Raw genomic sequence first — 21,976 nt, 5'->3', positions numbered from 1 at the left:
CCAATCATCATGTCCTCCGTTCTCACCGCCACCAACCTCAACCTGATTTCCGAAACGGTTCGCAAGATCAGCAGGTTCAACCTGTCCAAGCGGACCGCGTCCCGTCGCGCGCCGATCAACGCGGTCTGGTATGCGACCTGCCCCGCCTGCAAGACCGTCAGCCTGCTGCCGGAACGTCCGGAAGCCTGGGACACCGTCGAATGCCCCAAATGCAATACGCCCCTCGTCCTCGCCGAAAACCAGCGGTTGACGCCGGAAACCCGTCATACGGTGATCGCGATGATCGCCGGCGACCATGATTTCCGTGTCACAACCCAAGCGAACGAGCAGACGGGCGTCACCTGCCGTTGCGGTTGGCATGTGAATCTGAACGATCCGGATGAGGTTCACGCGGTGGAATGCCGACACCTGTTCGACATGTTCGAACTTGCCGCACGTGGTATCGGCCGTTTCGACGGGTTGACGCCGGTGAACGTCCTGGACGTGGAGGTCGGCGACAAGGTTCGTCTGGAGGGCATGACCGACCGTCTGACCGTCCTCGCGATCTCCCCGTCCGGCAACGGTCTCGAAGTCCGACTTGGCACGGGTAGCCAGCCGGCCTGGATTCAACGCAATTCGGTAGTCGAAGCGTTCCGTCCCATCAGCATCCAGTAACAACAGTCAACAAAGAAACCACAACAAGTAAGGAAAACAAACCATCATGGCCACCCTCGTCGAAGACAATAAGACCACCGACATCGAACCCCGCAACAAGGACGTCCGCGAAATCATCCGCAACCTGTACGAGAAGCTCACCCCCTCCGCTGAACTGACTTCCACGCCTTCCAAGGGACAAACCGGCGTGCATCTCGTCCCCAGTGCCATGTGGAGCACACGCACGGTTGGAACCTACGACGTGACCTCCTTCGTGTATATTCCCGCCACGACCGAGGAAGGTGACCCGGTCCTGTATGCCACCAGGGTTGACGCAAATGGTGAGGTGACGACCGGTCTGGTGCGTTTCGACGATGCCGATGAGGATACGTTGACCGTCCTGTTCAATATCCTGACCGGTTTCAACTACTGACGTTCACCGGACCGGATTGGGTTTTCATGGAATCAAGGGTTTGATTCTGAAAACCATTACACATGGAAACGAACATGATGGACAATGCGGATAGGATGCTCCGGGCTGTCATTTGCAGGCCCGGAGAGAACGCCACGGTCGAGAATATAGACAACAGTCTGGCCTCGCTGCAGCAACTGGTCGAAGGATACATCGAGGTTATTCCGCTTGACCCGGGTATCGTCGCCATCTGCAACGAGGAAGGCTCGTTCCGTGGAAAGCCGTGTCGTATCATCCGAGAATTCGGTGTGAACAGGGCGGTTGTCTTCGGTACGTTCATCATCGTCGCCTCGGATCCGACGCATGCGGGATTCCGGTCTTTATCCGAGGAACAGACGATGGAGTATTCGGACCGGTTCCATGATGCGGAGTTCATCACCAAGGTGAATGGGCGAATTCACGCGGTCGGATATGATGCTTCCGGCGAATCCCTGTTCAAGGCCTTATCTTGACGTCATGTCAAACCGCACAACAATCCATGTGAGAACAGGCAATAATCTGAAACCGACTGCAAACCACGAAAACGGAATCTGCCTCGAAGGAATCATACGATGAGCGAACAAGGTGATTACGTGCAAGCCGTCTCAGCCTATTACCGTTATCTCAACCTCATGCGTGAACAGCTGGATTTGGAAGCCATTGGCAAAGGAGCGACCGGGGAGACGATAGGGGATGGGGTGCCCCGTGACCTATCCGGTCATCCATATGAACCATTGAGCTGGCCGAATATCGCATGCTAAAAGAAAAGGACGGAACCCAAAGGATTCCGCCCCCTACGAGAAAATCAGCCGTCACTCAACGGTTCCGGATTGCAACGCCTTACGGCAATCCTCACGAACCAGACTCACAGCCTCATCAACCAACACCTGCAATTCAGGCGTCACCTCGAAATCAGTCCGCTGATAATAAGCCTTACGCCAACCCATACCCTGACGGGTACGAGCCAAATACTGGACGGCACCATTACCGGTCACACTATCAACAGACCAACGGCCGTTAATCGGACGGCTCATATGCACCGTCGCATTACGCAGCTTATACGCGCCATCCTTCTTGGACGGGACGATAATCTCCGGATTCAAATCAATCGTCACATCAGCGGTCAAACGCTGCAAAGGCTTCAGACTACTCATAGAAATCAGCCCCCTCCTGGATGCTGAGATCGTATACGATCATGGCGGAACATTTCGAACTATTGATGGTGTCGGCCAACGGGCGGGTAGTGGAATCGTCACGGAAATCATCCAACACATACGGGGATGGGTCGAAGTTCTGACCGACCTTCACGTTCTTGGCTCGCATCCACATCTTCATCTTCGTGGCCATATACTCCGGCGGGAGAGTGTATTCACCATCCTCGGTGACACCCTTCCTATAGTTTTCGCCGGCGTTGACGATATCACCTGCGAGATATTCGCCGTTCGTGGCGAGGATGATGAAATGCTTGCAGAAGATCACGTTCTTGATGGAAATATGTCCGCTGAACGGAATGAGTACACGCCCATTATGCCTGGCCGCGTGAGCGCCCAATGATTGGAGGAGCGTGATGGGTGGATCCTGGTTGTAGACTACACCGTATCCGGAAGCCAGTTTCACATACTGCCTTCCTTTATTGTTGTAGTCCGAGATGCGCAGCAGGACGGTGCGCTGGCTCGGTGTGCTTTCGATCATTTTGGGTTTCTCCTGTGAGAGGGGTTTTCAGTTTCTTCTCCGTGTGTGTAATTTCAGTTTAAAGCTTCGTCGGTGTCTGAGATTACCTCGACATTCGGTTTCGGGATGATACGAAGCAGGGACACGTTGCGGGCTTTCAACGCTTCATCCAATGGGGCTATCTTGCCGACGCTGGTTACCGGTTCGGTCTGATAGTCGGTCGGGTCGAAGTCCATGACCTGGACTTCGGATACTCCCAGGCAGAGGCGGGCCGGCAGCTGGTTCCAGGGGTCCGGCATGTCGTAGCCGCGGACGTGTGGCGGATATTCGGGGTCGTATTTTTCTTCTACGAAGTCGATGGCCGCGACGAGTGCTTTGCCGGTTCGACTGGACCAGAGGATGACGTGCTGGTTGTCTGGTTCGGTGAAGAATGTGGGTTTGTGGGAGCGGGTGATGGGGAGGAGCATTCGTCCGTCGTGGTCTGATGCGAATCGGTTGTATTCGCGGATCAGCATGTCGGGGGAGAAGTACACCTGGCCGGTTCGGCGTTGGGTGCCGAGTCGGAAGAATGCTGACGTTCCGGTGATGATGAGTCTGTTGTCGGTCATGGGGTGTTCTCCTTTCTTTCCTCGATTTTTGGACGGCTGTTCGAGGTTTTCCCTAACCGCTTTTCTGTGTGGACAGTTACAGTTTACGTCTCTGAACTTCGCGACACGCAGACGTCAGATAAGAAAAACCGGAAAACTAGCGGCGCAAACCGTAAACAACAACCTTCCCATCGCGTATACGCGAAAACAGTCTGTGCCCCGAAGCGGACGTCTCAATCGCCTTCATCACCGTCTCCGGCGCGGAATCGATACCGGCGAGCGGCTTGCTGTTCGCATCCGCCCAACGATTCTGGATGATCGTCAGAGTCACGCGCTCATCGTTCGCGATCGCCTGACTCTGACGTTCGATGCGATGCTCCTTGATGTAGGCGGCTGCAGTGTCCGCCAATGTCGTGGTAGGCATGATTGGTGGTTTCCTTTCTGGATTGATTTGTTCGAGAAAAAATAGGGGAAGGTTAAAATCCCTCCCCCTACAGTTGTGTTGTTAAAAGACGCAGGCCACCGTCACTCTTCAGGCGAACCGAACAGGCGCTTCAGCTTCTCCGCCGCAGCGATCTTCGTCGCATAAACCGGCGTACGGAAATGACCAGTCGCCGGACACTCCACACGCCAGCCGATACGACCGGTCGCATTATCGACGGTACGACGCATCTCCAACGAGCGACCGCAATGCGGACAGAACCATGGATGTTCCATATATGCTCCTTAAGTGAATTTGACGATAAGCGATACGGCAATGATCAACCCCACCCAAAGCAGGGCGATGGCGACCGTCCAACGGTTCAGATTCTTCTCAGCCACACCGGACGAACTCGCACCCGAGGCGACACTGTCGAACATCGCCGACAAGCCGCCACCCTTGCCCTTGTGGAGGAGAATCAGCAGGGACAGGAGGACGCTCAATACTGCGATTATGATCTTGAGGCTAACCAACAGAATATTCATGTTAAAACGCGATAACCCTAACTTTCCTTTGGTTTAAACAGGCCACCGGAACACCGGTAGGCGACTAGAAGAATCAACAATCCGAGGCCAAGACCCCGCAACCCAATGATTGTCAGAACGCAGCCGATCAACAACGGCAGCCAACCGATATGCCCCTCCTCACCGCACCGCTGCCGAAGCGACTCCGGCAAACAGGTGTCGGTCATCGCCTTCCAACGAAGCCAACAACCGACACCCGCACAAGTCAGAAACCAGACGACCAGAATCACTTACGGTTACGGAGACGGACGCGCAGCAGGGTCGAACCCGCGCCACCCAACACCATGAGCGCCGTCAGACTCATCATCGCCGCAGCATTCACACCAGTGTTGGCCAGCTTGTCAACCTGCTCGTTACCGGTCGTGACCTTGGAGAACTCGCCCAGATCCTTGGAAGCGGCATCCACGTCAGCCTTCGCACTGTCGTAAGCTTTCTGCGCGGCCTCCAGTTTGACATCGGCCTGATCCAACTTCGTCTGAGCATCCTCAAGCTTCTTAGACGCCGTATCCGCATCAGCCTTCGCCGCATCAAACGTCTTCTGTGCATCAGTCTGAGCGGTCTTCGCAGCCTCAAGATTCTCCGGAGCGTTCTCCAACGCATCCATATGATCCTGAGCCGCCTTCTTCACCTTCGTCGCCTCATCGACCGCGGTTTGGGCGACCTTGACGGCATCCTTCAACGGTTGCAATCCGGTGTTGGCGTCATCCAAGGCTTTCTGAGCGTCAGCCAGATTTTGGGCGGCGGCGTCGGCGGCCTTGCGCTTCGTCTGATAGTCCTCGCGGGCAGCCTTCAGAGCGTCGCTTGCGCCGGTGTCGGCGGCTTGGGCGTCACGATACGCCTTATCTGCATCCGTGTAAGCCTTCTGAGCCTTCTCATTCGCAGACTTCGCAGCATCCAGTTTGAGAGCAGCCTTCTTCTGCGCGGCAGTAGCCTCATCCAGCTTCTTCTGAGCGTCAGCCAACACGGAAGCCGTCTTATCAGCCGCCGCCTGCAGATTCTTCATCGTCTCACCGTCAACCGGCTGATTCTTCGTCATCCAATCATTGAACGCCTTCTCATACTCATCCACGCTCACCGTGTTCTCAGTATCCGCGTTGAATGTCTGACCGGCGGTGAAAGTACCCATGGGACCATTGGAAGCGACAGCGAAACCAGTGGCCTTGAACGCCGGATCAATGATGTTCAGATAATGGCCGACGGTCTTATATAATTCTGGATTTTTCTGGCTCAGCTCATAGGCTGACAGTGTTCCGATGGATGCATCAGCCGCAACTGCCTTATCGTATGTTTCCTTTTCGGCGGTATACCAGACGTCAAATGGTTTCTCGTCGCCCCATGCAAGATTCTCGGCAGTTTCGAACTGCTGTGCATGCCCTCTCTTGTAGTCCGGGCCACTGTAATCCAGATCGGCTTGGGCTTCGGCCATCAACGTGTTGGAAACCTTCAACTCGCTAAGACCGAGACTCTTTCGGATTTCATTCGCCTGACGAATATAGTCGAACGTCTTTTGCATGTTTCTGACATAAGTTGCGTCGCTTGTATCTCCGAGCTTGATGTAATCAAGATACTTAGTCGTACCCTTATCGGTGAGAATCTTCACCGCCTGATCGGCCGACTGGGATTTAAACCAAGCGACAGTATCCTTAGCTCCCAAGGCTTGAGCATCGGACAATGCCTTTTGTGCGGTGTCGTTCGCATTCTTCGCAGCTTGCTGGACAGCGGTCGCGGAAGACAGGTCAGCCGTCGCCTTATCATTTGTGTCGGAAGCATCCTCTAGCGCGGTCGCAGTCTTCTTGGCTGCAGCCTGTGCATCCTTCATCGTTTGATGCTTCTCAACAAGGTCGATCTTTCCTTCGGCCTTCTCTTTCTCAGCGACAGCCGCATCCGCTGCATCTGCGGCTTTATCGGCTTCTGTTTTCGCTGCAGTCGCTTTATCAACCGCAGTGGTCTTATCCTTGATACCGTTCTCGGCGTCCTTGACCGCGCCATTGGCGGCGTCCAAAGCCTTCTGAGCCTCGTCCAACGCGGACGTGGCAGCAGTCAGAGCGTCGGCTGCGGCCTTGATCTTCGTGAGATCCTTGGAATCCTCCAAAGCCTGCTGAGCATCAGCGACAGCCTTGTTAGCGTCGTCGAGTTTCTTCTGCGCGTCCGTCAACGCCTTAATCTTCGGATCGGCATCCTTCTTGACGCTGTCATAGTTTTTCTGTGCCTCATCCTTCGCGGACTTTGCGGCATCCAACGCTTTCTGAGCATCCTCCAAACGGGTCTTCGCAGCATCCAACGCGACCTGCGCTTCCTTGATGGTGGTCGGCTTCGCTGTCGGCTTGGATTCGGTCTTCTCCATTTGGATCTTCGCATCCTCGGACACGACCGGTGTCGGAGTGGGCGTATCAGCCTGCGGAGTAATAGTAGTGTCGTTGTCGGCGGCAAACGCGATGGCAGGCGCGGACAGGGTTGCGATGGTGATGCTTGACGCGATGAGGGTTCTTGCTGTTGACTTCTTCAAACCGTTCTTCCTTTCGGAACAATATGGTTCTGATCCGGCCGAAAACAAGCCGGGTATCGTGTGGACAAAAACAGAGTAGCACTGTTTTCGGTACGATAAATACGCGAACCCAGCATACTGGTAACAACAGCCGGTCTTAAGCCGCATCAGCCGAGACAAGGACACCCCACCGTAGCAGCGTCCGACCATTTATCATCGAATAAAGTCGCCGGGTAAATATTCAGGACAAAGGTAAATTTCCGACGAAAAGGTCAATTTTAACCGCATGATGTAACATCGGCCGATTCGCCGCCTACAAGTTATCCGACTCGTCGTGCACGGAACTCGGACACCGCAACCTCATCCGAGCCGACGAACCGGTATCGGATAATCGTCCGCGCGGCGTCGCCGCGTTTCCTCACCGGTAATTCGACCGTCATACGCATGATATCGCCGGGTTGCAAAGTGACCGGCGGTTTCGGGTTGCAAGTCAGGCTCAGACAGCCAACCTGTTCGACGGATAATACTTCCACTGGCTTGTCCGCTAAAACCTTGATATCCCCATCCGATGTCACATCAGACCAGACCGTATTATGCACCGGGTCCATAGGATCAATACGAAACGCTGCAGCACGGCGTTCGGCGGCAAACAATTCCTGCAAATCAAAGTCATCGGTCTCATCCATACCCGACAACGATATTGGTCGAGAAAATCCAGAGCTTCATCGACTTCGCACAAGGCGACTTACCATTTTCCGCAACAAATACCATTTTCGCGAACAATTACCATTTCAGCCTACAGATGTTACATTTTTCGGAAGTCGAATACGGCATGCGGTTCTTGGCTGGAACCGCCTAACTGCTGGAGCTTCATATCCCAACAGTCGAATGAAGCTAGTAACCAATATGCTCTCGATGCGCCTGTATGAGCTGCCATTGTCGCATACTGACACCGATGCGTTCGTCCGGCCAGCGATATCCAAGTTTCGGTTTAATCGAAGTAATGTCCCGAATAGTCGCCGTTCCTGTATTCGTCGATGATTGAAATACACGTCGTCGGCCGCCTGCTGCGGGTTATCCACATCATAGGAGTAGTGTTCGAACGCCGGCACATCGTTAATCTGATTCCTCTGACCTGTTCCGTGCGATGCGCGGGAGTCGTAGAACGGGGCTTCGATGCTCCATGTGAACCTCCCCGACCTTACGGTCGAGGCTTCTTCGATTCCAGTGGACAGTATTCTGAATGAATGCCGGCTCATTGGAATCCACGTGATCATCCCTACTTTCGTAGGGTTGTTTGGCTTGATCGCGTGAGGCCTGCGTTGGAGAAGGTTGCCGGCGTCTTCCCGTGATGGGTGTCTGTCGGGGCGTTCGTCCTCGGATTGGCCGTACGGCAAGACCTGCCAGGGTCTTGGAGTCCCGGTTCGGGGGCATTACCCAGAGCCTTGCCTTTGAGGGGTGTGGCTCGGAGATACGTGACGTGGATGGGTTTGTCCATGTCGATTGGCGTGTATTGGCCGTATTGGTGTTTCTGGAGTATGTTCAATGCTCCCACGGCGTCCCTGTGGCATGTGAAACCACAATTGGAGCACCGGTATTCGCGCCCGGTGGGGCGGTTGCGTGTGAGGCACGCTGGGCAGGTTTGGCTGGAATAGGATTCGTCGATGTGGTTGACCGTCAGTCCGGTCTTGTGTTCGATGTGGTCTTCGATGCGGCCGCGGTCCCATTGGCTGAGGCGACGGCGCTGTGTCTTGCCGTTCTTCTTTCTCTTGGCGGGGTTCTTGCGGGTGGATTGTTCGATGCCGCGCACGTCCCCGGCGGTTATTTCGGTGACGCCGAGCGTTTCCGCGAACAGTGCGGTCTTGGCGCTGGTCTGGTGGGCGATGTTGCGGATGCGACCGTCGGCGATGGCCCGGGCCTTGCGGATTTTCAGGTCAAGTTTGAACCATCTGCGGGAGCCTTTGACGCACCGGTCGCGTTTGGAGATGAGCTGGTCGATGCGCGTGTCCCGGTATTGGCGTGCGGCTCGCGCGTCGCGTCCGTTGATTACGAGGATCTCGTATGAGCTGCTGGTTTCGACGGCGCAGGTGACCGGGTTGATGATCCCCTCGTCCATGCTCATGGGGCGCATGCCCTTATTGGCGGCTGGTTTGCCTGTGGGTACGCTGACGTGCAGGCTCCACCGTCTCCGGTTGAGGTCCCAGCATAGTTGGATGGAACCCCATTCCGTTGGCGGTACGGGCAGTCCGGTCTTGGGGTCGGTGATCTCCGGCGTGGGGATGAGGATCGGCTTGAGCCGCCTGTTGCGGTGGATGCCGCGGGACAGGCTTATCGTCCTGCCGTCTTTGGATAGTTTCCACCCGTAGTCCTTGGTGAATTCGACGGGACGGTAGTTGTGATGCCGGTATGGTGCGCGCGCGTCCTTGTCGCCGTTCCTGTCCCGGTTGGTCCGGTAGGTGGCGACCGCGTCCTGCACGTCGTCCACGAGATGCTGGATGACGTGCGCGTGCAATCCGCGGAGGATGGTTTCGGGCGCGGTCTTGGCGTATTGGCGCAGCTCCCTGTTGGATGGGTCCTTGTGTTCGGCATGCCAGTAGTGGCGCAGCCAGTCGACGCATCGGCTCCACATGAGTCCCGCATGATGACAAATCTCATGGGCGAGACGATACGATTCGCCTTCCAGGCGCACCGGGACCACGGCTGTACGCCACCCGATGTCAGTCCTGGATCGTCTCATATCTATGATTATACCACAAGATGATTATGGTCTATGATTGCCTTATGGAAGAAAACTGGAACGATTGGCGAACTGGCAGACACGTGGTCTATAACCTGCGTGCGCATATCATCCTCACCCCGAAATACCGTCGCGAGATCATGACCCGACGAGTCACCCGCCTATTGGAACAAGTATTCGGGGAAGTCTGCACACGCTTCGAATGCACCCTCGAATCATTCGAAGCCATCCAAGGCCACGCCCACCTGCTCATCGGCTATACGCCAAAAACACAGCTCAGCACCCTCATCATGAGCCTCAAAACCAACAGCAGCAAACAACTCCGAGACCAACACTGGCCCGAAACCGATCAGGCATTCCACGACAAACACTTCTGGACACCCAGCTACTGCATCGCAGCAGCAGGGGAAGACCCGATCGAAACCATGAACCAGTACATCGAAAACCAGGACAAGCCACGAAGAAAATACGACAAAAAACAACGCTCCTAACCCCTTCCTCACGGAAGGGGTTAGCGGAGCCCCAACAGGTCATTTTTCAGGAAAACATTCTCATAAACGCCTTCACCCTCTTCGCCGTCCATCGTCAAGTCCACGTTGGTCAGGTCGTTGACGCCTTCAGCGGGCTTGTTTTTCGGCGTAAGTTCGACGGTCACTCGACGCGGCACGGAATCGTAATATTCGGAAGCATCGTCGGAACCGTCATAGATCATGCTGGTTTCGACGTTCCAATCCTTGTTGGCAAATGCTTTCGCCAACGGTTCGCAGAGAGGATCCGGTTTCGTGGTGAAACGAACCCCACGTTTCAGGAAATCGTCTATCGTCGCCTGATCGCGTTCGTCGACATGATAGATTGTCGGTGAAAAATAGGAGCCCACACCAGCCGGGAAACCGGTGACTTCCATGGTTTCGTAGACCGGGGTGATGGGCGGCTCATCCTGTGGCGGCAAGGAGCCTGGCCTCGTTCCGTTGGATGTTTCCCTGAATTTTCCATCAGGGGTTCTCGGATGCTCGTCCGGGTTGAAATCGTTGCTCATACGCCAGTCCTTCTCCGCTGAATATTCCAGCTGTTTCGCCGAGGATTTTTGCTGACTCTATGGTCGTGGTTCCCATTCCATTTGTCAGCGCGGAGCCCCGTCCGCGAGACGGGGAAGGACTGTTGTGATCAGAAACCGATATGCTCCCGATGTGCGTGTATGGTTTTCTCTTCATCCAGCGAAGCGGCCGGATACTCTTCCGGTTTGGCGATGAACTCTTGTATCAGCCGCCACTGCCGTCGGCTGATGGCAATGCGTTCGTCTGGTCTAATTAGCAGCACTGGATACTTTGGTTGGATGGATTCGATCTGCATGCGTGGTGTTTCGAAGCATTCTTCGTCGTCTATCCAGATGATTGGCCCAGCCTGCTGTTCGAGTGCGTGGAAGATTGTCGCTTTCTTACCGGTCTTCCGATGAGCGCCGGTCTCCATGTCATACCAGCGTTCGGTCGTGATGATGTCCGGACTCCATCCGAGCCGCTGGTTAAGCCGACTGCAGTAATCCTGCCAAGTTGACAACCAGTGCAGTTCGACCACGCCTGATTCCGCCAGTCCACGTAACCCGTCAACCAGCTGACGACTGAAATGAATCCGGAACCTACCCCTATCCGTGCGTACTTGTTCGTTGCCGTCCAACCGGAACGCGCGCTCCTCCGAATACAATGATTTCCGCGGATCGCTGTCCTTCAGCCAACCGGTATGTCCGACGCCTCCGCGCCGTAGGACCTTCGCATCCGGAAAGGCGTTGATGACGCCGTCGAAGTCAAGATATATCCGTGTTGGGTTCATTGGTGTCTTCTGTGAGGTGTTCGTGTTGTTGGCTGAGGCAGTATCGGATGTATTCGGATAGAGCCATGCCGTGTTGTTTGGCGTCTTGTTGGATGATGGGTTTCCAGGTTTGGGGGATTCTGAAGGCGATGAGGGTGCTGGGGGTGTTGCGGTTTTCTGTGTAGTTTTGGGTGATTGGGGGGAGTGGTTGGGTCATGGTGGTTGCCTTGTTCTTGTTGTTATACGGTTTGTATTTTCTTATTGTATTACAATTAGATTTGATTTGTTATACAGAGTGTTATACAATAGCGGCATACAGAAAAAGGAGAAGAACATGATCAACAACCAGCCACTCTTCAAACTCGAAGAACTCGAAGACTCCGTCCTCTACGACCTCTTCTACGAAGCCGGAACCATCCTCGGAGGCAAACTCTTCAAACTCCGCCAAGAAGCCAAAGCCGCCGGCAACCTCCAGCTCGCCGAAGACTACAGGAACGAAGCCCGCGAAATGAGACGCATCCGCGAAAGCATCGCCTCCAACGACCGTGAATCCCAGATTCGATACAAGAACCAATGGGACAAGCGGGCGCAGGAACTCAGGGAGCAGAGACCGTGAGCAAATTCCATACGTCCGACATGCAACGCATGTGGGACGAACAAATCAAACAGGTAGTCTTCGAAGACTACCAGCCATCGGACAACCCGCTCACGGTCTTTCTCGGAGGCCAATCCGGCGCCGGTAAGACGCAGGGCGTCCACACCATCATGGGCGCATACCGCGATGAGGGTCTCGTCTACATCAATCCCGATGATTACCGGCAGTTCCACCCCGATTACGACAAGCTGATGGAGGAACGTCCTCTCGACATGCCCAAGAGGACGGCCAGAGCCAGCGCCGTATGGACCGACCTCGCCGTGGAAACGGCCGACAATGAACGTTATTCGACGATAGTCGAAGGCACTTGGAACAACGTCGACCGGGTTCTTCAGCAGATGCAGGAAGCCAAAGACTGCGGGAGGCGAGTCCACGCCGCCGCATTGGCTACACCGCCGACGTTATCCCGATTGGCGGTTCTCGAACGATACTATCGGGATTTGAGCATGGGACGACCGGCCAGATGGGTGTCTCCGGATTTCCATGACAAGATCGTCGAATCATTGCCTGACAAGATCAGCATGGTCGCAGACAGTGGTATCCCAGACAGGTTCATCGTCGTGGACCGCAAGGACGGGCTCATCCCATATTCAGCCGACGAATCGGAGGATTTCCTAAACGAATGGAATGAGAGATTCCAACGCCCTCTCTCAGTAGAAGAGGCCGAAATGGTTTACGAGCACGCTGAACGAATCCGCGAAAACATCAGCGACATCGACCCGGACAATGAGGAAGCCAAACGGGCTGTGTTGTCCCTGTATGATGAGCCGACAATCTTCCGGATCCACCCGATTGGCATGCCCGAAGTCGACAGCCGTCAACCACGTAAGCCGAACGGAGAATACGATTTCAAGAACTGATGGAGGTCTTGGAGGTCGTATCTTGCGATTGTTTTCTCGTCGCGGAGGAATCGTCGCATGTATGGTATGGCGAAGTCGACTTTGCCGTATCCGCAGCTTTTGATGACTCTGTCTTTGATGAGTCTTGTCCTGTATAAGCCGGCGTATGTGACTGATTTGCCCATGCGGTTGGCGATGGTGGTGGTTTGGCTGATGCCGTCGTCTTGTGCCATGGCTTGTAGATATTGGATGTCGATGGGGGAGAGGGTGTTGAGTTCTGGTTCGTGGAGCGTGGGGTATAGGTGTTGTATGGCTTGGTCGATGCCGTTTTGGACGGCTTCGTCAGCCTCTGCGCCTCGGTTGAGTTGTCTCCATACGAAATAGCCGACGAGTTGCGTGAGGTATGGGTAGCCGTAGGTTGCTTCAGCCATCTCATGCAACTGATCCGAAGTCAGGTTGAAACCGGTTTCAGAGAATGAGATGCCAAACGCCGTCTCAACCTCCCCAACCGGCACATCCTCCAACGTCACCCGATTCGCATTGAACATGATCGAACCAGGAACATCAGCCCAACGACGCATCAACGGCGGAATACCCGCCACCGCAAACACTAGATTCAACGCCTGCTGTTGCGCGTTCGCAACAGCCTCCAACAGGTCACGCTGTTCCACGCGACTGATAGCCTGCGCCTCATCAATCGTAATCAGCAGGCCTTTTCCGGCTTGTTCCAACTGGCGCAGACGGAAACCCAACGCGCCACGCAACCCCAGAGGAGAATCAGCGCCCTGCAGCTCCCATACCAGCCGATTACCCACACCACGTGACGCATACTCACTAACCGTCAACCAACCATGCTCACCGGCAATACGCTCAAACTCCGTCAGTATCACCGTCTTGCCGACACCACGAGAACCAGTCACACACCACAACCTGTGCGACGAACCCCGCGAAGACGACAAAACCCGTCCAAACCTGGCCAACACTTCATCGCGACCGATAAGAATCGGCGGATTAGAACCAGCACCAGGCTTAAACGGATTTGTGAATAGTTGTGTCAAGTGTTTGGTTTTATCTGTGTTCATATGATATGATTATATCATGAGAGTTCGTGAATGGGCTTCCCGTGAGGGGTTCAACGTGCAGACGGTATGGCAGTGGTGCCGTGAGAACCGTATGCCCGTACCCTTTGAGAAGACCAGCACGGGCACGATCATCATCCATGATCCGAAATACGAGAACATGGTCCCCGTCAAGCCCGCCGGACGGACCGTCTGCTACGCGCGGGTCTCATCGGCCGACCAGAAAACGGATCTGGAACGTCAGGCTGACCGGTTGAAGGCGTTCGCGTTGAACATGGGGGTCGAATCCCCGGAAGTGGTCAAGGAGGTGGGGTCCGGTATGAACGAGAAGCGTCGCAAGCTCACGCGCCTGCTGGAGGATCCCACCGTCGGCACCATCATCGTTGAGCATCGCGACCGGTTCGCGCGCATGAACACGAGTCTCATAGAGGCGGCGTTGCATGCGCAGAACCGTCGGCTCATCGTCGTGGACGACACCGAGGTGGATGACGATCTTGTCCGTGACATGACCGAAGTACTGACCTCGTTCTGCGCCCGCATGTACGGGCGTCGGTCTGCCGCGAACAGGGCGCGGCTCATGCTGGAGGCGGGCGAACGTGGCTGAAGGCAGGAAGAAACGCAGGAAATACGAGATCCCGGAAGGCAAGACCATCCGTGGCGTCAAGGTCGCATTGGACCCCACGCCACGGCAGGCCGGCTTGTTGTCCTCGAACGCGGGGGCCGCACGCTTCGCATACAACACCGCGTTGGCCCACATATCCAATCAGTTGGACTGCGTCGAACCGGCCCCCTCATCAGGCAAGGCGGATTGGAGCATGCGCGGCCTGCGCAACTGGTGGAACAGGTGGAAGAACGATTTGGCCCCATGGTGGGCCGGCAACAGCAAGGAAGCCTACAATTCCGGGTTCCAGGCCCTTTCCGACGCTTTCAGGAACTATTTCGACTGGCTCAACGGCGACCGCGAAGGCGAACCGGTCGGCTGGCCGAAGTATAAGAGCAAGCACAAGTCGACATGGAAATACACGTACACGACCGGTTTCGGACTGATCGACGGTGACGACCGCGCGGTCAGACTCCCATGTGTCGGCCGGGTCCACTGCATGGAGAACGTCCGCAAGTGCGTCGGTGACGGCCGGATACTGTCCGTCACCGTACGATACGAGCACAACCGGTGGTGGGCGAGCCTGCGCGTCGAGAAGGACCAGCCCCCGCAGGCGACCGGACTGTCCGGCAGTGTAGGCGCCGACCTCGGAGTCAAGACGCTCGTTACCCTGTCCAACGGGATCGTTATACCCAACCCACGGTACCTGAAGCAAACCGAACGGAAACTCGAACGCCAGCAGAAACGCCTCTCACGCCGCCAACCCGGTTCCAGGAGATACGCGAAGAAGAAACGCCAGGTCAACAAACTGTACGCGCACGTCGCCAACCAGCGGCTCGACCTTCGCCACAAGACCACCACATGGATGGCCAACACGTATGCGGACATCGGCATCGAAGACCTCAACGTCAAAGGCATGACCGCCAGACCCAAACCCAAGGAGGACCCCAACAATCCCGGACATTACCTGAAAAACGGGGCCAAAGCCAAAAGCAGCCTCAACAAGGCAATACTCGACGCCGGCTTCGGAGACTTCCGACGCCAACTCGAATACAAATGCCAGCAGACAGGCAGCAGACTCCACGTCTACGACCGGTTCTACCCCAGTTCGAAGACCTGCTCCAACTGCGGGACGGTGAAAACCAAACTGCCCCTCAGCGAACGGGTCTTCCACTGCGACAACTGCGGGATTAAACTCGACCGAGACAGGAACGCCGCCAACAATCTGGACCCCGTCGGGAGTACCCCGGCGAGAAACGTGCGCGGAGAGACCCAAAGGGGCCTTCGAAAAACCAACACCCCAGTTGGAAGGAAACGCATACCGTGCCGCCCAACCGAGCGTAAGACACGGAGTCGCATAGGGAACGGAAACCCTATGCCTGCAACTCAACAAACAGAGTTGTAACGGTTAACAGGTCGGGTCATAAGACGGCTTTCAACAATAGGTTTCGTTACTACCTTAATGTTAGAAAACCCGCCTAGACATTGGGATATCAGGCGCTACGCCGCTTCGACAATCCCAGAGACAAGCCAGCCAATCCCAAGCCGAAAGCAATCAACCACCCAGTTGAAGTCAGCCCCAGCGGGAGCGCCGGTCGTCGGCATTTGAGCGACAGTGGCGGAAGAACTGACTCGGGGATTGCCCAAGAGTAGAGTTTTGAAGAAAGCGTCACCGCGAATATTGATGAAAGCAACACCTGACGCTATGTCCTTGAATTCAATATCGGTGTCTTGCTCGAGTGTCGCAGCGCCGCTTCCGGGTTCCCTGATCCAAAGGTACCCGTTTTTATCGATGGACAGTGAGGGGTACGTCTTAGTGGTAGGAGTTCCTGAGAATTCGTTGATTCCCAATGCGTTTCCACGGTAAGAGTGGCCCGGGATAAATCCTTCTAGAGGAGTGTCGGTTTCCCCGGTACCGGATGTATAGCTGTTTTCTTGGAGAGTCCCAGAATCACTGTTATAGCTAAGGTATCTGCTGTTTTTTCTTTTTGCGGCTAAGTGAGTTTGGCCGTATTGGCCGATGTCGGAGATATCGTTGTTCACCCCGCCTTGAACAGTGGCCGGGGTGACGGTGTCGCCTGTCCATTCGTATAGAGTGCAACCTTCCGGGCATGGTGTTTTGTCGGCGGCTTGGACGTTAGTTGGAATCGCTGTGGATAGTGTGAGTGTGGTGAATGCCATCAACAGGGCTAGGAACTTAAGCCCCCCCCCCGCAAAACAGTTTTATCAAGCATAGATCTCCTTGCAAGGATCCATACATATAGGCTTATTCCTTTCAAAGAAAGGAATAGGGCTTGCTTTCCGTACGTAAAAGCAAGCCCTATTCTGATGGTCGGCGGAAAACCCTGTTTACATTCGACTTCGCTTGACGGCAACAGTCACCAAACCGATCAAGCAAAACCCAGCAGCTGTCGCTCCGATAAGAGACAAACCCTCTGGTGCGCCTGTCGTAGGCATTTGAACAGTCATATTCGAATTATTTGATGACTCATCCAAGCTCACCCAGTAGCAGCCATTTTCGGCTACGCAACTGGCTCGCGCCTTATATCCCGTATTGTCCAATCGGACTCCGGAAATACCACCCAATTGGCCCCAGCTTAATTTCGAGCCTTTGACTGCAGTGAGTTCTCGGGTTGTGGATTCGGCGTTCGGATAGTCGATGGAGATCGCGCAGCGGACTGTGTTTGATTCTGTAGAGCAATCGATGTATGCCAATGATGGTTTACCCTTATCGCGATCCCATTGCGCGTACAGTTCGAACCCGTCGGATGTGGCTGTCGCTTTATCCACGGTTTCAGCCAAGACGGAGGCACTGGTTCCGGACCTGTCAGCTTTCGTGTTCCAATCGGAGATAAACCATCCATCTCTGGTGGGGGTGTCGGACAGTTTCGACATGTCCGACAGGTTGATGATCGCAGTACGAGTATCGGACTTATCAGAGAATGCGCCGCCGTTGGCTTTCAGCGTCACCTCGCGTTCCTTGGTGTAGTCCAAGAGTGCTGTTTTGTATACGGCATGCGTGGTGGAGGGAACACCATTGTTTGTTTTGATAGTCAAAATGCCTTCGTTCGTGCCGACGTTTGTTCCGGTGACGGCGCGAATCAGCATCTCATTATCGACTCGAGAGTATCCGGCGGAGTATTTGGCAAGAATAATCCCACCGTATTTACTGTCTGATGGTGTTACGGATGCAGGGACGTTGACATCCAGACTGCCATAGAAAGGCTTGTCTGAATCAAAGTAATGCAGGACCCAGCCATCTCCGCGAGCCCATTGGATGTGTGTTACGTTCCCTAGCTGCGCCTTCCATAACGTGCCGCCATCCGCTGCCGTACACATTTGAGAGGTACCTTTTGGATCGTTGATGAAGACACCTGTTGAGGTGCTCCAATCGTATGTAAAAGTGGATCCGCCGTTTAGGAAATCATAGGAAACGCTTTTCTTTATCCCATTATGCTCGTAAGTCCATGGAGTGTATGTCCAGTTCTGCCAGCCTTTGGAATCACAAGTTGGGGTGGTTGATTCATCGGCTGCAGTGGCGGTTTGAGGTAGTGTCAGTGTGACGGATAGGCATGCTAGTGCTGCGGTGAGCAGGATGCCGAACTTAAGCCCCCCCCCCGCAACGTTTTGGTTAAAATCATAGAAACTCCCTTGCAAGGTAAGTCACAGCCTGAAACCTTGATAAAACAAGGAATGGGCTCGTTGCGGAACCAGTCCACAAACAAGCCCATTCTGAAGGACTAATCAAGAAAGGTCAGACCCGATTACGCCTGACCGAAACAGCAATCAAACCCATCAAGCAAAGTCCGACAGCCAACAAACCAATAAGAGACAAACCTTCCGGAGCTCCGGAGGTAGGCATTTGAGCAACGTAACTCGCTGTATTGTTCCGAGGTTTTCCCAATAGGTAAATGTCCTCCGAACTGCCGCTGTTTTGCGATGCTGAAATTTGGAAGAATTCTATCCCGTCGGTTCCCTGTACTACGGTCGGGGCAATGGCTGTAGTGTATCTGTATATACCGGATGCATCTACATCAGTGCCTTCATTGACCCATGCTCGCCCATCCGAATCCACTGAAAGCTGCATATATGTGCCGTTAGTTGAGGTGACTAGTTTTACGGATCCTTTTCCGGAATGACCTAGGATCCGTCCGCTATGAGCTGGACTCATTGTCTTACCTGGGTTAACCGTACCGGTGGTATCAAACTTATTATTTAGCCCATTGTATGTCCACACCTTGCCAATCATATCTTTTATCAAAAGCCGGGAAAGTCCGCCTCCATCGGTTCCGATCAGCGTGAACTTCTTGTCGCTTTCAATCTGCGAAATACCATCCCCGCTCCACCGATACAACTGACAGCCATCAGAACAGTCGTCCGTAGCGGCCGACCCCTGTGAAGCGCAAAGAAACGAAGCTAGAACGATTAACGTCAACCAAATGGAGAGCGCTAGTTTTCCAAGCCCCCCACCCGCAGCGTTTTCTTAGTAAACATGAGACTCCTTGCAAGATAAACCTGATTCGCCCAACTGCTGGAACGACAACAAAAGCGGGGTTGCATCCAACAGTCGGAATGCAACCCCATTCTGAAGCGTCAGACACTGGAAATCAGTTCCGGCGACGACCTAATCCCATCGCAAGTCCTGCGAAAGCTAGGCCAATGGCAATCAATCCGGCACTGGATACCCCTTCCGGTGCACCAGTGGTCGGCATCTGCGCCTGATAGTTTCCCGTATCGGCCGGTGCTGCCGCTAGGGAAACATACCGGCATCGGTCTATAGCGCAAGACTGGTCGGCCAAATATCCTTGATCATCCAACCGGATGCCTTGAATCGGATTGTCTTTCCAATCCAGGTTGGCGTTTGCAGCAGGGTCGAATGTGCGGGTTTTGACGGTCTTGTCTGCGTAGGTCGCGGTAACGGAACAATGGATCGGACTGCTGCTGTTGCAATTCAGCTTCACTGAAACCGGTGCGCCACTGTCCTTCTCCCATTGAGCGTAGAGGCGGAGACCGTTACTGACTGCGGATCCTGGGGTGAAAGGTTGAGTTCCGGCTTTGTCGAGCGTCCATTTGGAGAAGACATATCCATCACGTGTAGGAGTGTTTTTGGAGGTCCATGAAGTCAAGCCTGTGGCTGGGGAGATCGATGGTGTTTCCATTGATTCACCGTCAGGGAAGATTCCTCCGTTGGCTTCAAGGATCGGCATTGGACTCAGGTCGGTCTGATGGTCGCTGGATGATACGGACATAGGCGTCACTTGGATGATTGGGGAAGACCCGGTCACCCATAGGATCTTTCCGGCTGACCCTTTGTCTTCCGCTTTAACGTCCTGCAATCCGATGTATTTGATTCCGTATTCGTCAGCCCCGCCTATGCTGTTGCCGTTCCAGACACTGTTACCGGAGCTGAAGACAATATTCCAATTCAACTGTGTATTCTGATACCAGAGCCGAGTGGTCTTTTGATCTATTCTTTTTGCGATGATACGGTATTCGACCGTTGATGAAGAGGAATAATAATTGTAGATATTTGAATCGTTGGTACAGTATTTGACTCGATTTAAACCGCTAGAGAACATCGGCAATGAATATCCAAAGGACGGGATTTTGTCACCGATGGCGTCTTCCCATTTTCCTGAACAGGTCGGGGTTGCATAGGAGTCCGTTGCTGCCTGTGCTGGATTGGCTAGGAGGACGGGTATGAGGATGACTGCTAGCGCAAATAGAAGAGCGGGGAGCTTCTTAAGGCTAATAGAGCCGAGCCCTCTGACTCTAAGCCCCCCCCCGCAACTGTTGCTTTATGAACATTCAATCTCCTTGCAAGGTATTGAACAAGCCCTAAACCCTATCAAGACAAGGAAATGGGCTTACTCTGGTTTGAATCCAAAGCAAGCCCATTCTGCCCATGTCAAGAGCGTTGATTAAACGCGATTACGTTTCACCGCCAACACCAACAAGCCGACCAAACCAAGGGCGACAGCAATCACACCAATCTGGGACAATCCCTCCGGCGCACCTGTGGTAGGCATCTGAGCCTGGTATGAAATATTGGTTGCCGCACGTGGAGTGCCAAGTAGAAGCAGTGTGTAGTTGCCGTCCCATCCAGCGCTGCCCGAATGGAATTCGACACCAGACATGACCGGTTCGGCAACCTTGGGACCTGAACCTCGCATCAGCCACAGTTGCCCTTGTTCATCGATGGACCAGATGTCATTATTCTTATCTTTCCCACTCCATCTGGCCATATGGTAGGTAATGCCGGAGGGGTTGTAGTCGTCAGTGCCGCACCAGTCTCCATTCAGCCCGGTTTTTATCAGATGATAGTTTCCGTCGGTGCCGCTGCCCCAATAATATAAGACGTTGCTTGTAGAGACCACGCATGGTACTTTTCCTTGGTCGCTACTGTATCTACCGATCGTTTTATAGTTTCCGGAAAGTGCTTGAATATTAGTTCCACTGGCGTAATACGCTTTATAGGAATTATCCGCTGCATTCGCATCCTGCTGCACCGATGCGGATGTAATCATGCAGCAGAACGCGAACAGGAGGGGTAAAACCTTTCGCCCCCCCCCCCGCAACAATTTTACTGATTGGCATAAAAACTCCTTGCAAGGCGTCATACAAGCCCTAACCCCTTATGGGACAAAGGAAATGGGCTTACTCTGGTTCGAATCCAAAGCAAGCCCATTCTCGTGGTCAAAAACAATCAACTAGATTTGGTTAGGGCGAAACACCGGTGAATCCATTTCAATTACGGCGGCCAAAACCGCCAGTAAGCCGATGGTGTTTGCGAAGGATTACGGCGGTTACATTTCGATGCGCTTTCGCAAGAATATGATCGCCACTGCCATTAATCCAATGCCGACAGCGGTCAAACCAGCCGAAGTCAAACCATCCGGTAGGCCGGTGCCTGGGACGCTGTACACCTGAGTCACATTTTGGGTTGGTTTATCTTTTAACGCGGCGGTAACGCAATAGTTGCCAAAGCAGTCAGTTGATGGATCCCATCCGGTCCCCCTGATATCCACGGGGTCAGTTGACCATGCGAACACGACTCCTGGCAACAGTTCGGACTGGGCATAGGATTCAGAGCAATCCGGAATCACGGTTCCGTTAAGCACACAAGCTTGCGGGTCCACTCCTCCCGTCAAGTGTGGTCTAACTACGCCAATCTTCGTTGACCCGTCCGAATAACCGACAGTGATGTAAAAGTTGCTGAATGCTGCCGATGTTTGGGAGCCGTTGTTCCCGGAGGTGGTTTGAACGCTGATTGGCGTAACGTTTTCGGCCGATGCGGTCTTGGCGAACGGCATCATCAGGCAAATGACTGAAAGGAACAGGGTTAGAAATCTAGGGGGGCGGGGGGGGGGGGGGGGGGGGGGGGGGGGGGGGGGGGGGGGGGGGGGGGGGGGGGGGGGGGGGGGGGGGGG

28 protein-coding genes are annotated in these 21,976 nt (G+C 54.4%); 9 read left to right on the top strand and 19 right to left on the bottom strand.

The window, feature by feature from the left end:
- The first annotated feature begins 9 nt into the window (after window positions 1–9).
- From DF196_RS11920 to DF196_RS11905, 4 genes are all read left to right on the top strand, one after another.
- Window positions 10–654, top strand: a complete 645-nt coding sequence (locus DF196_RS11920; RefSeq protein ID WP_109058025.1) for a hypothetical protein — start codon at window positions 10–12, stop codon at window positions 652–654.
- 46 nt (window positions 655–700) lie between these two features.
- Window positions 701–1,066: a hypothetical protein gene (locus tag DF196_RS11915; protein WP_109058024.1), complete on the top strand. Its 366-nt coding sequence runs from the start codon at window positions 701–703 to the stop codon at window positions 1,064–1,066.
- A 74-nt stretch (window positions 1,067–1,140) separates the two neighbouring features.
- Entirely contained in the window at window positions 1,141–1,557 is a 417-nt protein-coding gene (locus DF196_RS11910; RefSeq protein ID WP_158276324.1) for a DUF3846 domain-containing protein, read from the top strand.
- Between the two features lie 99 nt (window positions 1,558–1,656).
- Entirely contained in the window at window positions 1,657–1,845 is a 189-nt protein-coding gene (locus DF196_RS11905; protein ID WP_109058022.1) for a hypothetical protein, read from the top strand.
- Window positions 1,846–1,896: 51 nt separating this feature from the next.
- Here DF196_RS11905 and DF196_RS11900 read toward each other — a convergent pair whose 3' ends face one another.
- From DF196_RS11900 to DF196_RS11860, 9 genes are all read right to left on the bottom strand, one after another.
- A complete protein-coding gene (locus DF196_RS11900) occupies window positions 1,897–2,238 on the bottom strand; it encodes a hypothetical protein (RefSeq protein WP_109058021.1) in 342 nt (113 codons plus the stop codon).
- A complete protein-coding gene (locus DF196_RS11895; RefSeq protein ID WP_109058020.1) occupies window positions 2,231–2,776 on the bottom strand; it encodes a hypothetical protein in 546 nt (181 codons plus the stop codon). Before DF196_RS11895 ends, DF196_RS11900 begins: the two co-directional genes overlap by 8 nt.
- A gap of 53 nt (window positions 2,777–2,829) precedes the next feature.
- Window positions 2,830–3,363 (bottom strand): hypothetical protein, encoded by a 534-nt coding sequence (locus DF196_RS11890; protein ID WP_109058019.1) that lies wholly within the window; start codon window positions 3,361–3,363, stop codon window positions 2,830–2,832.
- 136 nt (window positions 3,364–3,499) lie between these two features.
- On the bottom strand, window positions 3,500–3,766 hold the full coding sequence (locus tag DF196_RS11885; RefSeq protein WP_109058018.1) for a hypothetical protein: 267 nt from the start codon (window positions 3,764–3,766) through the stop codon (window positions 3,500–3,502).
- Between the two features lie 101 nt (window positions 3,767–3,867).
- Complete coding sequence (locus DF196_RS11880; RefSeq protein WP_109058017.1) at window positions 3,868–4,059, bottom strand: hypothetical protein; 192 nt, start codon at window positions 4,057–4,059, stop codon at window positions 3,868–3,870.
- A gap of 9 nt (window positions 4,060–4,068) precedes the next feature.
- Window positions 4,069–4,308, bottom strand: coding sequence for a preprotein translocase subunit SecG (secG, locus tag DF196_RS11875; protein ID WP_109058016.1), 240 nt, complete (start codon window positions 4,306–4,308; stop codon window positions 4,069–4,071).
- A 265-nt stretch (window positions 4,309–4,573) separates the two neighbouring features.
- Window positions 4,574–6,853, bottom strand: coding sequence for a CAP domain-containing protein (locus tag DF196_RS11870; RefSeq protein ID WP_158276323.1), 2,280 nt, complete (start codon window positions 6,851–6,853; stop codon window positions 4,574–4,576).
- Window positions 6,854–7,152: 299 nt separating this feature from the next.
- Complete coding sequence (locus DF196_RS11865; RefSeq protein ID WP_109058014.1) at window positions 7,153–7,518, bottom strand: hypothetical protein; 366 nt, start codon at window positions 7,516–7,518, stop codon at window positions 7,153–7,155.
- A 593-nt stretch (window positions 7,519–8,111) separates the two neighbouring features.
- Window positions 8,112–9,569 carry an RNA-guided endonuclease InsQ/TnpB family protein gene (locus tag DF196_RS11860; protein ID WP_109058013.1) on the bottom strand — a complete coding sequence of 486 codons (1,458 nt, stop codon included), beginning with the start codon at window positions 9,567–9,569 and terminating at the stop codon, window positions 8,112–8,114.
- A 44-nt stretch (window positions 9,570–9,613) separates the two neighbouring features.
- Here DF196_RS11860 and tnpA point away from each other — a divergent pair, with 44 nt between their 5' ends.
- The gene (tnpA, locus tag DF196_RS11855) at window positions 9,614–10,060 is read left to right on the top strand and encodes an IS200/IS605 family transposase (protein WP_158276322.1); all 447 of its coding nucleotides are present in this window, start codon (window positions 9,614–9,616) and stop codon (window positions 10,058–10,060) included.
- A 20-nt stretch (window positions 10,061–10,080) separates the two neighbouring features.
- On the opposite strand, the gene DF196_RS11850 is transcribed toward tnpA, so the two are convergent.
- From DF196_RS11850 to DF196_RS13330, 3 genes are all read right to left on the bottom strand, one after another.
- Complete coding sequence (locus DF196_RS11850) at window positions 10,081–10,605, bottom strand: hypothetical protein (RefSeq protein ID WP_146194759.1); 525 nt, start codon at window positions 10,603–10,605, stop codon at window positions 10,081–10,083.
- Between the two features lie 128 nt (window positions 10,606–10,733).
- Window positions 10,734–11,393: an HAD domain-containing protein gene (locus DF196_RS11845; RefSeq protein WP_109058010.1), complete on the bottom strand. Its 660-nt coding sequence runs from the start codon at window positions 11,391–11,393 to the stop codon at window positions 10,734–10,736.
- Entirely contained in the window at window positions 11,368–11,589 is a 222-nt protein-coding gene (locus tag DF196_RS13330; protein WP_146194758.1) for a hypothetical protein, read from the bottom strand. Before DF196_RS13330 ends, DF196_RS11845 begins: the two co-directional genes overlap by 26 nt.
- 117 nt (window positions 11,590–11,706) lie before the next feature.
- Between DF196_RS13330 and DF196_RS11840 the strand changes: the two genes are divergently transcribed.
- Both DF196_RS11840 and DF196_RS11835 read left to right on the top strand, forming a co-directional pair.
- A complete protein-coding gene (locus DF196_RS11840) occupies window positions 11,707–11,988 on the top strand; it encodes a hypothetical protein (protein WP_109058009.1) in 282 nt (93 codons plus the stop codon).
- Between the two features lie 29 nt (window positions 11,989–12,017).
- A complete protein-coding gene (locus DF196_RS11835; protein ID WP_158276321.1) occupies window positions 12,018–12,887 on the top strand; it encodes a zeta toxin family protein in 870 nt (289 codons plus the stop codon).
- Here the strand turns inward: DF196_RS11835 and DF196_RS11830 are convergent.
- Window positions 12,845–13,948, bottom strand: a complete 1,104-nt coding sequence (locus DF196_RS11830; protein WP_146194757.1) for an ATP-binding protein — start codon at window positions 13,946–13,948, stop codon at window positions 12,845–12,847. The genes DF196_RS11835 and DF196_RS11830 overlap by 43 nt on opposite strands.
- Before the next feature lie 16 nt (window positions 13,949–13,964).
- Between DF196_RS11830 and DF196_RS11825 the strand changes: the two genes are divergently transcribed.
- Together DF196_RS11825 and tnpB are read left to right on the top strand one after the other, a co-directional pair.
- Window positions 13,965–14,549, top strand: coding sequence for an IS607 family transposase (locus DF196_RS11825; RefSeq protein ID WP_109058006.1), 585 nt, complete (start codon window positions 13,965–13,967; stop codon window positions 14,547–14,549).
- Window positions 14,542–15,951, top strand: a complete 1,410-nt coding sequence (gene tnpB, locus DF196_RS11820) for an IS607 family element RNA-guided endonuclease TnpB (RefSeq protein ID WP_109058005.1) — start codon at window positions 14,542–14,544, stop codon at window positions 15,949–15,951. Before DF196_RS11825 ends, tnpB begins: the two co-directional genes overlap by 8 nt.
- Window positions 15,952–16,046: 95 nt before the next feature.
- On the opposite strand, the gene DF196_RS13325 is transcribed toward tnpB, so the two are convergent.
- From DF196_RS13325 to DF196_RS13315, 6 genes are all read right to left on the bottom strand, one after another.
- Complete coding sequence (locus DF196_RS13325; protein WP_146194756.1) at window positions 16,047–16,727, bottom strand: hypothetical protein; 681 nt, start codon at window positions 16,725–16,727, stop codon at window positions 16,047–16,049.
- Between the two features lie 168 nt (window positions 16,728–16,895).
- A complete protein-coding gene (locus DF196_RS11810) occupies window positions 16,896–18,203 on the bottom strand; it encodes a hypothetical protein (protein WP_146194755.1) in 1,308 nt (435 codons plus the stop codon).
- Between the two features lie 97 nt (window positions 18,204–18,300).
- A complete protein-coding gene (locus tag DF196_RS13320; RefSeq protein ID WP_146194754.1) occupies window positions 18,301–18,900 on the bottom strand; it encodes a hypothetical protein in 600 nt (199 codons plus the stop codon).
- A gap of 253 nt (window positions 18,901–19,153) precedes the next feature.
- Complete coding sequence (locus DF196_RS11805) at window positions 19,154–20,125, bottom strand: InlB B-repeat-containing protein (RefSeq protein ID WP_109058002.1); 972 nt, start codon at window positions 20,123–20,125, stop codon at window positions 19,154–19,156.
- A 342-nt stretch (window positions 20,126–20,467) separates the two neighbouring features.
- Window positions 20,468–21,073, bottom strand: a complete 606-nt coding sequence (locus tag DF196_RS11800) for a hypothetical protein (RefSeq protein WP_146194753.1) — start codon at window positions 21,071–21,073, stop codon at window positions 20,468–20,470.
- A gap of 279 nt (window positions 21,074–21,352) precedes the next feature.
- Window positions 21,353–21,862, bottom strand: a complete 510-nt coding sequence (locus DF196_RS13315) for a hypothetical protein (RefSeq protein ID WP_170115072.1) — start codon at window positions 21,860–21,862, stop codon at window positions 21,353–21,355.
- Between the last annotated feature and the right edge of the window lie 114 nt (window positions 21,863–21,976).

The sequence above is a fragment of the Bifidobacterium callitrichidarum genome (genome assembly GCF_003129905.1).
Classification (GTDB): Bacteria; Actinomycetota; Actinomycetes; order Actinomycetales; family Bifidobacteriaceae; genus Bifidobacterium; species Bifidobacterium callitrichidarum.
Note: the sequence above shows the minus strand (reverse complement) of the source record. Positions and strands in the feature narration are given on the sequence as shown.

Coding starts and splice junctions, on each gene's coding strand:
- DF196_RS11920 (WP_109058025.1), top strand. CDS start 10: ATGTCCTCCGTTCTCACCGCCACCAACCTCAACCTGATTTCCGAAACG.
- DF196_RS11915 (WP_109058024.1), top strand. CDS start 701: ATGGCCACCCTCGTCGAAGACAATAAGACCACCGACATCGAACCCCGC.
- DF196_RS11910 (WP_158276324.1), top strand. CDS start 1,141: ATGATGGACAATGCGGATAGGATGCTCCGGGCTGTCATTTGCAGGCCC.
- DF196_RS11905 (WP_109058022.1), top strand. CDS start 1,657: ATGAGCGAACAAGGTGATTACGTGCAAGCCGTCTCAGCCTATTACCGT.
- DF196_RS11900 (WP_109058021.1), bottom strand. CDS start 2,238: ATGAGTAGTCTGAAGCCTTTGCAGCGTTTGACCGCTGATGTGACGATT.
- DF196_RS11895 (WP_109058020.1), bottom strand. CDS start 2,776: ATGATCGAAAGCACACCGAGCCAGCGCACCGTCCTGCTGCGCATCTCG.
- DF196_RS11890 (WP_109058019.1), bottom strand. CDS start 3,363: ATGACCGACAACAGACTCATCATCACCGGAACGTCAGCATTCTTCCGA.
- DF196_RS11885 (WP_109058018.1), bottom strand. CDS start 3,766: ATGCCTACCACGACATTGGCGGACACTGCAGCCGCCTACATCAAGGAG.
- DF196_RS11880 (WP_109058017.1), bottom strand. CDS start 4,059: ATGGAACATCCATGGTTCTGTCCGCATTGCGGTCGCTCGTTGGAGATG.
- secG (WP_109058016.1), bottom strand. CDS start 4,308: ATGAATATTCTGTTGGTTAGCCTCAAGATCATAATCGCAGTATTGAGC.
- DF196_RS11865 (WP_109058014.1), bottom strand. CDS start 7,518: ATGGATGAGACCGATGACTTTGATTTGCAGGAATTGTTTGCCGCCGAA.
- DF196_RS11860 (WP_109058013.1), bottom strand. CDS start 9,569: ATGAGACGATCCAGGACTGACATCGGGTGGCGTACAGCCGTGGTCCCG.
- tnpA (WP_158276322.1), top strand. CDS start 9,614: ATGGAAGAAAACTGGAACGATTGGCGAACTGGCAGACACGTGGTCTAT.
- DF196_RS11850 (WP_146194759.1), bottom strand. CDS start 10,605: ATGAGCAACGATTTCAACCCGGACGAGCATCCGAGAACCCCTGATGGA.
- DF196_RS11845 (WP_109058010.1), bottom strand. CDS start 11,393: ATGAACCCAACACGGATATATCTTGACTTCGACGGCGTCATCAACGCC.
- DF196_RS13330 (WP_146194758.1), bottom strand. CDS start 11,589: ATGACCCAACCACTCCCCCCAATCACCCAAAACTACACAGAAAACCGC.
- DF196_RS11840 (WP_109058009.1), top strand. CDS start 11,707: ATGATCAACAACCAGCCACTCTTCAAACTCGAAGAACTCGAAGACTCC.
- DF196_RS11835 (WP_158276321.1), top strand. CDS start 12,018: ATGTGGGACGAACAAATCAAACAGGTAGTCTTCGAAGACTACCAGCCA.
- DF196_RS11830 (WP_146194757.1), bottom strand. CDS start 13,948: ATGAACACAGATAAAACCAAACACTTGACACAACTATTCACAAATCCG.
- DF196_RS11825 (WP_109058006.1), top strand. CDS start 13,965: ATGAGAGTTCGTGAATGGGCTTCCCGTGAGGGGTTCAACGTGCAGACG.
- DF196_RS13325 (WP_146194756.1), bottom strand. CDS start 16,727: ATGGCATTCACCACACTCACACTATCCACAGCGATTCCAACTAACGTC.
- DF196_RS11805 (WP_109058002.1), bottom strand. CDS start 20,125: ATGTTCTCTAGCGGTTTAAATCGAGTCAAATACTGTACCAACGATTCA.
- DF196_RS11800 (WP_146194753.1), bottom strand. CDS start 21,073: ATGATTACATCCGCATCGGTGCAGCAGGATGCGAATGCAGCGGATAAT.
- DF196_RS13315 (WP_170115072.1), bottom strand. CDS start 21,862: ATGATGCCGTTCGCCAAGACCGCATCGGCCGAAAACGTTACGCCAATC.